We start from the raw sequence: 13917 nt of genomic DNA, 5'->3' as shown, positions 1-13917 counted from the left end.
TTGTGGTAAGCGTTTCCAAACTAATGGAAACCTAATTATTCAAGCCCCGGCACCCGCAATTTTCGGAGCAGTGGCATCGGCTGCGGGCGGATTGTTCATCTCGCGCGCCACAAAGTTCTCCAAGTGGAAAAGATTGTTTCCTGCTCGATCCACGATCGACAACAACGTGGTCATACTCGCGACTTCCTCAACCTGTTCCTTGAGGAACCACTGCATGAACTGCTCACCCAGATAGTCTCCGGTGTCACGAGCAGTGCGAGCCAGACGCGTGATCTGAGCCGTGACGGTGTGCTCCTGCTCGAGCGCCAATTCCACAGGTCCGCGCACATTTTCGAACTTCGTGACAACCTCGCCGACTCCGGGAATCTCGACGTCGAGATCGTTGTCCAGCAAGTACTGGATCATCATCATGGCGTGGGAGCGTTCTTCGCTCGCCTGGTTGTAGAAACGCGTCGCCATTTGCGGAAGATCATGCGAATCGAAGTACACGGCCACCGCGACGTACTGCTGAGACGCCGTGAACTCGTTCCGGATCTGCTCACGCAGAAGAAGGGTGAATTCGCTCGAGTTCTTCGCCTGTGTCATGTCTCCAGGTTACTGCGTGCAGGCCGCCGTCCGGGATCTACGTTGCTCAGCCGGGTGTGACCAATTCCGCAGGAATCTGCTGATCATTGGCGAGCGCGTCGAAGAATTGTGATGCCTTGGTCTTGTCCCACAGCAGAACGTCACCCGAGCCGTCGACGTAATCGAATCCGCCGACGGGAACCGTTGTAGTTGTCATGCCGCCGCGCAAAGCCCACGCGAGTGACGCCAGATTCCAGATGTGGTCACCGTTGTCGACCTGAAGCGACTTTGCCGTGTCGGTGGCAAGGGACCACAACCGGAACGGATTGAGGAACGTCGTAGGACTGGTGGCCTTCGACAGCAGAGCCGACATGAACTTGCGCTGATTGTTCATGCGATCGAGATCGGCCATCGCCGTTGCGCGGGTACGCACAAATCCGAGCGCCTCCGAGCCCGTCAGGTCCTGACACCCAGCAGGCAAGTTGATACCGGCAAGGGGATCGTCGATCGGAGAATCCAGGCACACGTTGACCCCGCCGACAGCATCGACGATCCCCGCAAAACCGCTGAATCCGATTTCCGCGTAGTGGTCGATCCGCAAACCCGTTGCTTCCTCGACGGTCTGCACCAGCAACGGCGCTCCGCCCCACGCGAATGCGGCATTGATCTTGTCGGAACCCTCACCCGGAATCGGAACATACGAGTCACGCGGAATGCTGACCATCGTGGTCTTCCCACTCTTGGGCACATGGACCAGCATGATCGTGTCCGTGCGCTTGGGTCCGGTATCGCCACCGGTCGCGAGCGCCTGCTCCTGCTCCGGAGTCAGACCGTCGCGGCTGTCCGAACCCACGATCAACCAGTTCGTGCCAGGTGTATCCGCGACGCGGCCGGCGTAGTCGGGAAGTGCGTCGATCCGATTCAGTGAATTGTCGACGTAGAAAATCGCGCCGACAAACGCGAGAAGCAGCACCAGCAACGTGATGCCGATGCGCTTGCCCCAATTCTTGCGTCGACGAGGCGCCGACGGCGGCTGCTGACGCGGCGGTGGCTGGCGGGGTGGCTGATTCGGCGGCGTCCTCCGCGGGGGTGGCGGGGGAGTTTGACGGTATTGCTGCGCTTGCCGATCCTGCTGTGCTTGCCGGTTCTGCTGGGGGTCCCGGTACGGCTGTGGTTGCTGCGGCGGGGCCCAGTTGTTGCGGTTTTGGGGTGGCGGGGTCTGCGACCACGCCCGGTTCTGGGGTGGCTGGTTCTGGGGTGGCCGGCCGTCACGGCGAATGACCTGAGTTCCCTCGGGCGGGCGCTGTCCCTCGGGCGGGCGCGGCGGCTGACGCCGCGGCGGCGGACCCTGAGGTGGAGGACCCGGTCGCGGCGGGCGCTGAGGATAGGGGGAGTCGCCGGTCACCAGTTCACGGTACCGGTCACGGCAACCAACCCACATGATCGCGAAGCAGGGCGTAACCGATGAACGCCACCATGTCGATGAGCGCGTGGGCGATGATCAACGGCCACAGGCGTCCCGTTCGCTGCCAGTACCGACCGAAGATCAGACCCATGACGACGTTGCCGACACCACCACCGAAACCTTGGTACAGGTGATAGCTGCCCCGCAGCAGCGACGACGCGAGCAACGACGAGTTCTCGCCCCACCCGAGCAGGCGCAGCCTGCTGATCAGATACGCGACAACAAGAACTTCTTCGGCACTCGAGTTCGCGATCGCCGAGAGAATCAGAATCGGGACGCGCCACCAGTGATCGTCGAGGGCACTCGCCTGGACGGTGAGATTGATGTTCAACGCCTGCGCCGTGAGATAGAACAGTAGTCCGGGAAGGCCGATCAAGGCGGCAAGGCCAAAGCCGGGCGCGATGTCGCGTCGTAGCTTCGGTTTGGGAGGAAGGCCGGCCGCGGTCGGGCCGATACCCGCCCGCCAGAGCAGGTACAGGCCGAGTGCAGCCCACGCGAACAGTCTTGTCACACTCAGCAATTGACGAGCGAGGTCGATCCAGTCGATCGCTGCCTGCGACGGATTGAGCGCCACCGTCTGATCGGACAATGCGACGGGCGTCGCGAGGGATTCGAGGAGCGACAAGATGCCGGAAAGGCCACTGAGGCCGAAGGTGACCAGCAGGACGATCGTGATCTCGATCCGCACACCGCGACGTTCGGACGCATCGAGAGCAGGTCCGGCGGGAGCGGGTGGGTTCAACCACGAGCGGACGGTTTGGCGGGCATTCACCCGCGCAACGCTATCCGTTGGCGGCGCCGCCTGTGACATGTGAACCGCCGGGGCGCAGGCCGTTGAGGAACGGGCAGCCGACAAGGATGCGGATTGCGCGGGACAGCGAGATGGCGTCGTCGACGGGGTTGGCAAACGGCATCCAGACGTCCCGGTCGCCTGCGTGGTCCTCGATGCGCAGACGCAGTCCGTACCGGTCGATTCCGAGGGGGCGTACCCGTCCGGTGCGCAGGCATGAGGGCAGTTTGCGTGTGAGCATGTCCACAAGGTCGCTGTGATCTTCGTCGAGGTGCTGCAACCACGCCGTTTCCATTTCGCAGAACGGATCGGGGTGAGCGGCGAGCAGGTCTTCCACGGCGACGGGTTCGGCTCCGGACGAGTCTGCGACAACGGCCGACGCGAGGCTCAACCGGAGTAGTACCGACGTGTGACCGAGGTCGAGGAGTGCGGGGTGCGGGTGCTCGGCGGCGACGTCGTCGGCCAGTACCCGCGATTCGTAGTCCGGCACCGCGTGCAGTGTGCCGCGCAGCCAGACGAGTGAGCGGACAGGTTCACGCAAGGCCAGCGGAGCGTGGTCGGTGAGCTCCAACACTGCAGGTAGGCCGCCGTTTCCGGCGCTCCAGGCAAGTGCTGTTGCAGCCGAGCCGGAGGGGACGGCCACAACGATGTCGCCGTTGGATCGCAGGTGGTGCACCGATGTGACGGTCGGTTCGCTGCCTTCGATCGCGAGAACCGCATCCTGGGCTCGGGCGCAGGCACTACGTACTCGTTCGGCGGTGGATGGACCGGTGCTCGTTTTCGTAGCCATGCTGCCCCCTCGGTGGGTGTTTCCGGTTACCTCACCGGCTGATGAGGTAACCCTAACCTAAGCTGCTGTGGTGTGAATCGCAAGACTTTTGCGCAACTCGCCTGAAATCCCCGACCCCACCCGCCACTACGGTGGAGCGGTGGCCATACCTCTTTCCCTCGGGTTGCCCCCGAAAAGTTCCCGTGGACTGCTCGACGGACTCCTCCTCGGCGCCCCTGGCGAACCCCGCGTTGTTCCCGCATCGGCGCTGCTCGCAGCCAAATCCGCTGGACGCGTCGTAGTTCTCCTCGATATCGACCCCGCGCGGTTGCGAGCGGATGCCGGTGCGTCGTACGAAGCGGTGCGCTTTGATCTGGAGTGCACAACCGAACAGATCGACGACGCCATCGCACTTCGCGTGCCCGCCCCACTCGCGGTGTACGTCGACGGCGGCGACGAGGTTCTGTCTCCGGCCGAATCTGCTGCGTTGCTCTGTGAAGGAGGACGCATTCCCGGCCTCGATTCAGGGCACTCACCTGCCGAAATCGCCGATTTTCTGGCCGTGCTTGCCCACGAATCGGTGGGTTTTGTCGCCCGAGCGGCCGACGCGGACGAGGTGATCGGATTGCTGTGCGGAACCATGGCGGCCCTGCGCGGCGACGACGCCCGCGCTGCCATTCTCGACCCGCAGCCGGCAAAACTGGCTGCGCTCATCCCCGAGGCTCAGTCCGCGTTGCGCGAGGTTCTCCTCACGATCGAAGTATCCGACCCGACTTCGGTGGAAACGGCACTACGTTCGGCAGGTTTGAGCTGATCGTTGCGTAACCTTTGAGGCGTGCCAAAAATCGCGTATTTCGGTCCGTCGGGAACCTTCACGGAGATAGCGCTCGCCCAGTTCGAGGCAGAGGGCGCATTCGACGAGCTGGTCGAACGGGTGCCTGCCGGTAGCCCACCCTCGACGCTCGACCTGGTTCGTGACGGCGTTGTCGACGGCGCCGTGGTGCCGTTCGAGAACTCGGTGGAAGGCGGTGTCGCGCCGACGCTGGACTCACTCGCCTTGGGTTCGCCGCTGCAGATCGTGGCCGAGACCGAGATCGAGGTGAGCTTTTCCATCCTCGTTCGCGACGGCATCAGTGCGGATCAGGTGCGCACCATCGGTGCCTACCCGCACGCGAGCGCCCAGGTACGGGGATGGATCGCGGCCAATCTCCCGAACGCGGAAGTTGTGATCTCCTCGTCCAATGCCGGTGCCGCGCTGGACGTGCAGGCGGGAACCGTCGACGCCGGTGTGTCCACGGCCTTGGCCGGCCAGATGCTCGGATTGTCAAGCCTTGCAGACAATGTCGCCGACGTCGGCGGCGCCGTGACGCGCTTCGTGCTGGTCACCAAGCCTGCGCCGGTACCGGCCAGAACCGGCGCAGACCGCACCGCCTTGGTGCTCCATCTGGACAACGCTCCCGGATCGCTGGTTCAGGCTCTCTCCGAATTTGCCGCTCGTGGAATCGATTTGACGCGAATCGAGTCTCGTCCGATGCGCACGGAGCTGGGAACCTACCGATTCTTCGTCGACTGCGTCGGGCATGTTGAGGACTCCCTGGTGGCAGAAGCGATGCGCGCGTTGTATCGCAAATCCGGAGTGCGCTTCCTGGGGTCGTGGGCGACCGCGAATTCAACAGGGCCACAGCCTCCTTCGGATGAAACAGCGATCGCGTGGATCGAAGACCTCAAGCGCGGAGAGGGAGAACGATGACCGGCAGGCTCATTCTCGTTCGGCACGGCCAGACCGAAGCCAACGTAGCCAAGCGGCTCGACACAGCGTTGCCCGGAGCCAAACTCACCCCGGAAGGGCTGGCGCAGGCCGAAGTTCTGGGTAAGGGTCTGGCCGCCGCGCCGCCACTCGCCTTGGTGTCGTCCTTGGCGTTGCGTGCAAGGCAGACAGCGGGATTCGTCGAACAGGCCGCCGGTGTCTCGCTGGACGTGCGAGACGGTTTGCATGAAGTGCAGGCAGGTGACCTGGAAGATCGGACAGACGAAGACGCGCACCGTCTGTTTGTCGAAACCTTCCATCACTGGCATACCGGCAACCTCGGTATGCGTATACCCGGTGGCGAAACCGGCTACGACGTCTTGGAACGGTATATCCCCGTGGTCAACTCGCTGCGTGACGAGTTCCTCGAAGGGTCGTCGGGCACCGGCGATATCGTTGTCGTGAGCCACGGCGCCGCCATCAGGCTGGTCGCAGCTCAGCTCGCGGGCATCCCGGGGCTGTTCGCGGCGAACAATCACCTTGCGAACACCGAAAGCGTCGAACTACTGCCGCGCGCCGACGGCGGTTGGGATTGCTTGCGCTGGGGAACGGTGAACCCGCCGTTCGAGCACCGGCTCATTCCGGGCGCCGACGACGTGATGGGCTGACGCTCCAGCTCACCACCAGGTTGTCGCTGAACCCAGCTGACGGCCGAGTTCCGGCGTCAAGGTTCGGACGTAGCTTGCCGTGAGATGGTGGGAATCGTGGTACACCAACACATTTCCCTCCGTCACGCGGCACAGGTCGGGGCCGCAGACACCGTCGCTCAGATCCAGTAGCTGCACGTTGGAGAGTTCCGTAATTGCGTCCCACGCCGGGTTGATGTCGCTGAGCATGTCTGCCCGCGGCAAGGCGCAATGATCCGCTGAGGTAGCGGTTGCCAGGCAGTCGATGGCGCGATACGGAACGCCGTCGTGGTGCAGCCATGGTGTATCGCGGATCGCGAGAACCTGAATGCCGCTCTGCTCCAGCTCGTGCCACACCTCGACGTAGGCTTCGGGCGTCACGTCGCCGGGACCGTCCGGGCTGGGCCGGCTGGCGGTCGTGAACACAAAATCGGGTGTGGTGGCGGCAAGTCGGTCGATGACCGCGCTCGACCACGGCGCGCAATCCGGTACGTCGCTGACGGCGGGGCTCTCTCCCGCGACCAGCGGACAACCCATCTTCAGATACGTGTCGACCCGGAAACCATTGCTGCGGCCGAGTTCGTCGAGTGCGGTGATCCAGTGCTCGGAATGGGATCCCCCGGCCAGGGCGATCGTGCGGTCTGCGTTCACGTCGCCGTACGTGCAGGTCACGATGTCGATCTGCTGGAAATCCGAGATACAGCCGTCGAGCGTGGTTATCGGAAGATCCAGTGGTGCGTCGAAAATGGACGGAACCATGGAGGCTTGCGGGACTGAAACCCCGTCGGTCAACGTCAATGCGCCGGGGTGGGTGGGGATGTCGAGGGTATCGGCTGCGCGCTGACCCGTGCTCTGACTTCCCACGTAGGCCTGCCAACCGAACATTCCGGTGACGATGACCGCCGCACCGACGACGGAGGCCAGCAGGATCGGCCTCCGTGCCGGAGCATCGCGCTCGATCGGTACCTCGACCGCCATCCGCAAGCCGTAGGCCACCGCGAGCGATGCGGCGATAATCAACGTCCCGCCCACAAATCCGGCTTCCGGGCGCCCGGTCACAACGAGGGTGAACACCAGGATCGGCCAGTGCACCAGGTACAGCGCAAAGGCGAAGGAGCCAAGCTGCGAGAGGGCGGGGTGCGCGAGAATGTGTGCGGTCCAAGTCTTGTTGCCCTCGCCGCTGACTATCAGTGCGATGGCCGCGAGCGTGGGAACCAGCGTCCACGGTCCGGGGAATTGCTCGGCGCCGTCGAGGAAGAACCCACACAGCAGAATCGACGCCAATCCGGCGATGCCGAGAGCTGTTTTCAGTGCAAGTGGCCACGCCCCGACCCGCGTGATATTCCAGCGTGTCAGCATCAACGCCGCGAGTGCGCCCACCGACGGCTCCCACAGGCGGGCCGCGGAATCGTAGTAGTTCCAGGCTTGATCGTGGCCGGACATCACTGCGGCGTAGGTAAACGACATGATCGCAAACGCGCCGAACACCAGCGTCAGTGTTGGTCGCAGAAGCTCTGGGCGAGTGCGTGATACGCATGACGCAACCACCAGCACCACTGCGATGGCTACTAGATAGAACTGACCCTGCACGGCCATCGACCACAAGTGTTGGAGCGGAGACACCGAACCGTCGGCCGCCAGATAGTCGCTCGACGTAAGCGCAAGCTGCCAATTCTGGAAGAAGCCGAGAACAGCTGTCAGCTCGTCGGCGAGGCCGGCCCATCGGGTTCGGGGCAACAGCACCAAGGCCGCCGCCGCGGTCAGGAACGTCACTGCCGCGATCGGGGGGAACAATCTGACGAATACCCGTTTGAACGCCGGTAGGGGATTGAGCGAGCCACCGGCCTCGGCCCGGCGAACCAGCGAACCGACAAAGAAGTAGCCGGACAGAACCAGGAAGACGTCGACCCCGCCGGACACTTTGCCGAACCACACATGGAAGACCACCACCAAGGCGATAGCGAGTCCCCGAAGCCCGTTGAGGTCTTCGCGGTACTGCCGTGTTCTTGGTTTGTGCGGTGACTCGACGGTGGTGGCGGGGGTGGTCAAAGGCATGCTGGGTGAAGGCTCCGGGCGTCTAGGGGATCGCCCTAGGTTACCGGGAGACGGCACCAGGCGATTCGGACAGCAGTTCTACCAGCGAATTCACCGCCTGTCGGAGCCGTTGGGGTGTTCCGGAACTGATCGAGCTCCACTGTGTACCGTCGGCCGACGTGCTTGACGACGCGACAATGCGGCCATGCGCGGTGTTGAAGACCGACACCACTCCGGCGGGGAGCTTCTCGATGCCGACGCCCCGCGGGACGGCAACAATTTCCGTGAAGGACGTGCAGGTGACAATCGCACTGCCGAGCTGGCCGGCCTCGACGGGTGGTACCCCGGCTTGGGTCAGAGCGTCGGCGACGGTGTCTGCGTCGGGTCCGGCGTTCAGTGCGGCGCTCAGCATGTCGGTGGGTGCGTTGATCACGGCAATCGGCATGGGTTCCGACGGGCCGAGTGCGCGCACCACCGCATCTGCCGGATTTACGACTTTGTGAAGTGTGTAGATTTTGGTTTCTTCGTTGAAAGATGCTTCCACGCACAGTGATTCATCGGCGGCAACGCACACTCGGGTCAGTGTTCCCTGGTTGTGGCTGCGCAGCGCAAGTTCCCATGCGGGGCGCGTCAGGGTGCGCAGTGTCGCAGCAACGCCGTGATGGATCTCGCCGCCCAGTAGAAGATCTCGCGCAGCCAAAGATGTTGCTGCACTGCGCATTGCCGCATCGTATTCGGCTACCGAATCCCAAAGTGCTGTGCCGCCGAGTACCACCGGGAGCACGTCGAGGCCAAGGCGCTCGCGGGCGTACTCGATCTCCGCCGACGTCAGATCGACGGAGGGGAAAGCGTCGGTGTCGGTAGCTATTCCGAGATCAAGGGTGCTCACAGGCGCGATTCCACATCGGCGGCACCGATCACCGAGGTGATGACGGTACGCCCATCGGCAAAATGCTCGAAGTGCTTGAGGTAGTCGGGGGTTTCATGGAATTCGGTGTCGTCGTCATCCGCCGCGGCATGTCGACCACTGGCGACGGGGCCCGTTCCGGAACTCGGCGTAGCGCGGACGGCGTCGGAGCGCACACTTTCGGTGCCGACAGCATTGACTACTGTCCCGGACGCCGCGCGGGGCGTGATCTGGTCGGCAGAACTGACCGAAAGCCCTGCGCTGGTCGAATGTGCGCCGACGGGTGTTGTGGCGGCCGCTGCGGTGGTGGCTGCGGCATGCCGCCCGGCGTTGTTACCGCCGGTCAGGGCAGTCAATGGTGAACTCAGGAATGATGGTGCACCCGCGCCCAGCCCGCCGCCCAGCCCGCCGCCCAGGCCGACTGCCGCCGATACGGCACCAGCCCCAGCGGTGGCCGTCGTTGCGGCTGCTGTTGCTGCGGTAGTGGCGGCGTTGGCTCCGCCCAATACGGCGCCGAGCTGGGAAGCGGCCGCAGTGACTGCAGGGTTGGAGAGCGCCGACGTGATTGCCGCCGCAGCAGTGCGGACCGGCTCGACAAATGCGTTGACGGTCTGTTCGGCGACGCTGACATTCTGCGGAGAGCCCTGGCCGGCAACATCGGACATGGTGATGGATGGCGGCGGCTCGAACTCGTCCCGCACGGCGAGGGGAGCCGTAGCGGAATCGTAGGTTTCCATGGCCGCCGCTGCCCGGAGCTTGAGCTGCTCTGCAGCCAGTTCAGCCACCGCAGCCGATCCGGTGAGGGCGCCGCCGAGCGTGTACGCGGCCAGCTTGGCTGTTTCGACGGCAGCGATTTCCGGTAACGACGGCATGGCGATAGCCGCGACGGTGTACGTCGCCGACTGAACCTGCGCTTTGCCGCCGGTCTTCTGGGCGAGCATGGAAGACCGCGCCGCCCACTCCTCGAACGGTTTGAACTTGGCGAGAGCGGCATCGGCAGCGTCGCCCGTCCAGCCGATTCGTAGATTTGCCATCACTCGGCTGACCGTCGACGCAGTGTCTCCGAGTCCGGCGGATACTGCCGTCCAGGCTCCGCCCGCGACGCTGAGTGGCACCGGGCCCGCGCCGGCGATCAACGCAGCCGAATTGGGCGCTGCGCCGCGTGGATACCAGATGACGCCGGTGATGCCGACCATTGTTCTTCCCCCCAGAAGTGAAAATGTGCGAAGTAGTGACGTGTCTGCGGACGAGGATCAGAGTGGAGCCGAAGCCAGATCCGCCTGCGTCCGGTTGTCCTCGAATTCATAGGCGGCGGCGTAGCGGCGCAGTGCGGCGGCTGCGTCTTCGAGTTCGGCAACAGCGCGGTCGGCTGACGATGCCAAGCTTTCGGACGTCGCATTGAAACTGCTCGCGGCGCTGGTGGACACTTCGTCGGAGCCGGACGGCAGGACTTGCCGGGCGGGTCTTGTGGACGCGACGACTCCGCGCAGCCGTGCGGCCCCGGCTTCGAGTTCGAGGGCAGCGGTAATCAGTGCGTGAGGATCGACGTGCATGTGCCGAACTCCTAGGTGACCAGTGCGAATGATGGGCGAGGATCATCATCCGTCGCCCTACAGACGCCGAACGTCAAACTCCCCGCACCTACTTTGATGCGCGCCGGGAGCTGTCGGTTCCCTCGAAATCGGACTGGTTTCTCAACCCCACCCGAGTTCGTGCAAGCGGTCCTCTTCGATTCCGAAGTAGTGGGCGATCTCGTGGATGACCGTGACCGCAACCTCGTGCACGACCTCTTCTTCGGACTCGCAGATGTCGAGGATCGCGTCGCGGTAGATGGTCACCGTGTCCGGCAGGTATCCGCCGTACTGAGAATCGCGCTCGGTGAGGGCAATGCCCTGGTACAGCCCGAGAAGCCCCGGTTCCTCGGGGTCACGGGGTTCGACCAGGACAACAACGTTGTCGATGGCCTTTGCCAATTCCGGCGGAATGAGATCGAGTGCCTCGCCGACCAGGTCTTCGAACCGGTCGTCGTTCATGGTTACCGTCATGGCTTACGACGGCGGGGACGCGCCGGGCAACGGTGTCGGCACTGACCGACCTTCCGGTGCTGAAGGCGGCGGGACCGGAGCCGCGCCGTTGATCAGGATTTCGCCTTTGGCGCTGCCGGTGATGGCCGCGAACCCGCCGGTGGCGACTTCCGTGCCGACGGAGCAGTTGACGCGTCGGCTGCCGGCCAACCAGCTCTCGAGGGCGATGTTGTCCCAGAACAGGGTCAGTGTCTTGTCGCGCAACGCGTCGGCTGAACCCAGGTACTCGTTGGCAGCCTGCGTGCAGACTCCTTCGAGATAGGCGTCCTGATCCTCGACCGACGGCATGCCTGCGGGAAACTGGGTGCCGAGATCGATCACCGAGATGACCTCGTATGCGTGGGGGTTCGCGCAATCCACGGGGTCGGTCGGGAGATTCTGGTTGATGCCGATGCAGGTTCCGACGTCCCAGACATTCGACTGATCCTGATCGGCAACCCTGCCGATGAATGGCAGAAGTTCACCGGTTGTGGTCGAGAACTGCAGACCACAGCGCAGCGAACGGTCGCCGGACGTCCAGGACGATTCACTCGGGAACATCAGTCCGACGCTGAACTTGCCCTTCGGGTCGAACCGCGAGCCGAGGTACGAGTTCACGATCGGAGTGCAGTGCTCGTCGCGCAGTTCTGCGAACCGCAGCGCGCCCGGGTATCGCGATCCGGGGCCGAACTCCGCGCCCGGGAACACCGACAAGTCGAGCGGGCCGGCAACTTCGAAGCGGTGCTCGGTGTCGCACGAGACGATGGACATGTCGGTGCGATCACCACCGGATGCCGTCGCAGGCGTCCAGTTCAGGCAATCGCCCGCGCCGGCCGACGTGAAGGCGTTTTCTTCGGCGGACTTGTTGGTGGCCTGAGAGCCGATTCCGCCGACAGTGGCAGCTGGCTTGTCGCCACTGTTCAGGCCGCCGGAAATCGCGATTGTCGCAATGGCGGCAACAACCGCGCCCACCGCAACAGCAGCCAGAACGCGTCTGGTGCGGTGCGCTGAGACGGTTTTCTTCCCCGACGCGCCCGTCGGGCCCGCCGGATCGGACGGCTTCTCGATCTTGTCTTCAGGCATCGATCCCATCATGCCTGTTTTCCATGCCGTACCGAACCTTCACGGCAAAACGTTTACGTCCGAAGCAGGTATTTTATGGACTATGACCGAAGAATCCGGGCTCGAACCCGAAGCCGTCGAACTTGCCGGGCGCCTCTTCGACATGGCGCGGACCGGCGACGCGGCTTCTCTGGCGTCGTACATCGACGCCGGGATTCCGGTGGATCTGACCAACAGCAGCGGCGACACGCTGGTGATGTTGGCCGCATATCACGGCCACGTTGATGCCGTCGTTGCTCTGATCGAGCGTGGCGCCGACGTCAATCGGGCCAACGACAAGAACCAGACACCCCTTGCCGGTGCCGTCTTCAAGGGTGAGGACGCCGTCGTAAAAGCACTGGTGAGCGGGGGAGCCGACCCGCGCGGCGGGCATCCGAGCGCTATCGACGCGGCCCGGATGTTCGGACGCGAGGACTATCTTTCCCTGCTCGAATCCTGAGCGTCGCCCGGAGCGGCCGCGGACGTGACCGTTGGCTACCTGGGGTGAGTGGGTAAAGTTCCTAGTCGTGATTGACCTCAAGTTCCTCCGCGAGAATCCCGAAATCGTCCGCGAGTCGCAGCGCACCCGTGGAGAAGATCCCGGACTGGTCGACGCTCTGCTCGAAGCCGACGCGTCCCGACGCGCCGCTGTGCTGACCGGAGACAACCTCCGCGCCGAGCAGAAGGCGTTCGGCAAGAAGGTCGGACAGGCATCTCCGGAGGAGCGTCCCGCACTGCTCGCGGGGTCCAAGGAACTTGCGGCCAAGGTCAAGGAAGCCGAAGCCGCGCAGCACGAGGCGCAGGCCGCGCTCGACGCCGCGCACCGCGCGATCTCCAACGTCGTGCAGGAGGGCGCTCCGGCCGGCGGCGAAGACGACTACATCGTCCTCGAGACTGTCGGCGACATTCCGTCGTTCGACTTCGAGCCGAAGGATCACCTCGAGCTCGGTGAATCGCTCAACCTCATCGACATGGAGCGCGGCGCGAAGGTCTCGGGTTCGCGTTTCTACTTCATGACCGGGTACGGCGCGATGCTCCAGCTCGGACTGCTGCAGCTCGCGGCGCAGAAGGCTATCTCCAACGGCTTCACGATGATGATTCCGCCGGTGCTCGTGCGCCCCGAGATCATGGCCGGTACCGGCTTCCTCGGCGCTCACTCCGATGAGATCTACCACCTCGAGGAAGACGACCTCTACCTCGTCGGCACCTCCGAGGTCCCGATGGCCGGTTACCACTCGGGTGAAATTCTCGAGCTGAACGAAGGCCCGAAGCGCTACGCCGGTTGGTCCTCGTGCTTCCGCCGTGAAGCGGGAAGCTACGGCAAGGACACCCGCGGCATCATCCGCGTCCACCAGTTCGACAAGGTCGAAATGTTCACATACTGCCGACCGGAGGACGCCGACGCCGAGCATCAGCGTCTCCTGCGTTGGGAGCGGGACATGTTGGACGCCATGGAGATTCCGTACCGCGTCATCGACGTTGCCGGCGGAGACCTTGGTTCCTCGGCTGCCCGTAAGTTCGACTGCGAGGCATGGGTTCCGACGCAGCAGGCGTACCGCGAACTGACCTCGACCTCCAACTGCACGACCTTCCAGGCGCGACGGTTGAGTGTTCGGTACCGCGACGAGAACGGCAAGCCGCAGACAGCTGCCACCCTCAACGGCACCCTGGCTACGACGCGCTGGATCGTGTCGATCCTCGAAAACCACCAGCAGGCCGACGGCACCGTTCGCGTGCCGGCAGCACTGGTTCCGTTTGTCGGCACGGATGTGTTGCGCTGACTTCTTCCTA

Annotated in this window: 15 protein-coding genes; 5 read left to right on the top strand and 10 right to left on the bottom strand. The window is 64.0% G+C overall.

Going from position 1 to position 13917, the window contains the following annotated elements:
* Nucleotides 1–39: 39 nt before the first annotated feature.
* From FEZ60_RS21085 to FEZ60_RS21070, 4 genes are all read right to left on the bottom strand, one after another.
* A complete protein-coding gene (locus FEZ60_RS21085; RefSeq protein ID WP_092805526.1) occupies nucleotides 40–585 on the bottom strand; it encodes a ferritin in 546 nt (181 codons plus the stop codon).
* Between the two features lie 46 nt (nucleotides 586–631).
* Nucleotides 632–1843, bottom strand: a complete 1212-nt coding sequence (locus FEZ60_RS21080) for an LCP family protein (RefSeq protein ID WP_346343395.1) — start codon at nucleotides 1841–1843, stop codon at nucleotides 632–634.
* 142 nt (nucleotides 1844–1985) lie between these two features.
* A complete protein-coding gene (locus FEZ60_RS21075; RefSeq protein WP_172936909.1) occupies nucleotides 1986–2801 on the bottom strand; it encodes a CPBP family glutamic-type intramembrane protease in 816 nt (271 codons plus the stop codon).
* A gap of 10 nt (nucleotides 2802–2811) precedes the next feature.
* Nucleotides 2812–3609, bottom strand: a complete 798-nt coding sequence (locus FEZ60_RS21070; RefSeq protein ID WP_172936908.1) for a DUF2470 domain-containing protein — start codon at nucleotides 3607–3609, stop codon at nucleotides 2812–2814.
* A 139-nt stretch (nucleotides 3610–3748) separates the two neighbouring features.
* Here FEZ60_RS21070 and FEZ60_RS21065 point away from each other — a divergent pair, with 139 nt between their 5' ends.
* Genes FEZ60_RS21065 through FEZ60_RS21055 form a run of 3 tightly spaced genes read left to right on the top strand, consistent with a single transcriptional unit; the run spans nucleotide 3749 to nucleotide 6003 of the window.
* Nucleotides 3749–4402 carry a hypothetical protein gene (locus FEZ60_RS21065; RefSeq protein WP_116103857.1) on the top strand — a complete coding sequence of 218 codons (654 nt, stop codon included), beginning with the start codon at nucleotides 3749–3751 and terminating at the stop codon, nucleotides 4400–4402.
* A gap of 21 nt (nucleotides 4403–4423) precedes the next feature.
* The gene (pheA, locus tag FEZ60_RS21060) at nucleotides 4424–5338 is read left to right on the top strand and encodes a prephenate dehydratase (protein ID WP_033235179.1); all 915 of its coding nucleotides are present in this window, start codon (nucleotides 4424–4426) and stop codon (nucleotides 5336–5338) included.
* Entirely contained in the window at nucleotides 5335–6003 is a 669-nt protein-coding gene (locus tag FEZ60_RS21055) for a histidine phosphatase family protein (protein ID WP_116103854.1), read from the top strand. Before pheA ends, FEZ60_RS21055 begins: the two co-directional genes overlap by 4 nt.
* 9 nt (nucleotides 6004–6012) lie before the next feature.
* Here the strand turns inward: FEZ60_RS21055 and FEZ60_RS21050 are convergent, their stop codons facing one another.
* From FEZ60_RS21050 to FEZ60_RS21025, 6 genes are all read right to left on the bottom strand, one after another.
* Nucleotides 6013–8076 carry an acyltransferase family protein gene (locus tag FEZ60_RS21050; protein WP_172936907.1) on the bottom strand — a complete coding sequence of 688 codons (2064 nt, stop codon included), beginning with the start codon at nucleotides 8074–8076 and terminating at the stop codon, nucleotides 6013–6015.
* Nucleotides 8077–8116: 40 nt separating this feature from the next.
* Nucleotides 8117–8944 (bottom strand): ESX secretion-associated protein EspG, encoded by an 828-nt coding sequence (locus tag FEZ60_RS21045; RefSeq protein ID WP_172936906.1) that lies wholly within the window; start codon nucleotides 8942–8944, stop codon nucleotides 8117–8119.
* Nucleotides 8941–10158: a PPE domain-containing protein gene (locus FEZ60_RS21040; RefSeq protein WP_172936905.1), complete on the bottom strand. Its 1218-nt coding sequence runs from the start codon at nucleotides 10156–10158 to the stop codon at nucleotides 8941–8943. The genes FEZ60_RS21045 and FEZ60_RS21040 overlap by 4 nt, the downstream gene beginning before the upstream one ends.
* 57 nt (nucleotides 10159–10215) lie before the next feature.
* Nucleotides 10216–10515: a PE domain-containing protein gene (locus FEZ60_RS21035; RefSeq protein WP_033235175.1), complete on the bottom strand. Its 300-nt coding sequence runs from the start codon at nucleotides 10513–10515 to the stop codon at nucleotides 10216–10218.
* Nucleotides 10516–10656: 141 nt separating this feature from the next.
* Nucleotides 10657–11007, bottom strand: a complete 351-nt coding sequence (locus FEZ60_RS21030) for a metallopeptidase family protein (protein WP_033235174.1) — start codon at nucleotides 11005–11007, stop codon at nucleotides 10657–10659.
* A 3-nt stretch (nucleotides 11008–11010) separates the two neighbouring features.
* Nucleotides 11011–12108, bottom strand: a complete 1098-nt coding sequence (locus FEZ60_RS21025; RefSeq protein ID WP_230590200.1) for a septum formation family protein — start codon at nucleotides 12106–12108, stop codon at nucleotides 11011–11013.
* An 82-nt stretch (nucleotides 12109–12190) separates the two neighbouring features.
* Between FEZ60_RS21025 and FEZ60_RS21020 the strand changes: the two genes are divergently transcribed.
* Entirely contained in the window at nucleotides 12191–12586 is a 396-nt protein-coding gene (locus FEZ60_RS21020; protein WP_092805552.1) for an ankyrin repeat domain-containing protein, read from the top strand.
* A gap of 67 nt (nucleotides 12587–12653) precedes the next feature.
* A complete protein-coding gene (serS, locus tag FEZ60_RS21015; RefSeq protein ID WP_033235171.1) occupies nucleotides 12654–13907 on the top strand; it encodes a serine--tRNA ligase in 1254 nt (417 codons plus the stop codon).
* Nucleotides 13908–13917: the final 10 nt, after the last annotated feature.

Origin of the sequence: Rhodococcus sp. MS16 (assembly GCF_013277795.1) — a bacterium.
Classification (GTDB): Bacteria; Actinomycetota; Actinomycetes; order Mycobacteriales; family Mycobacteriaceae; genus Rhodococcus_F; species Rhodococcus_F globerula.
Note: the sequence above shows the minus strand (reverse complement) of the source record. Positions and strands in the feature narration are given on the sequence as shown.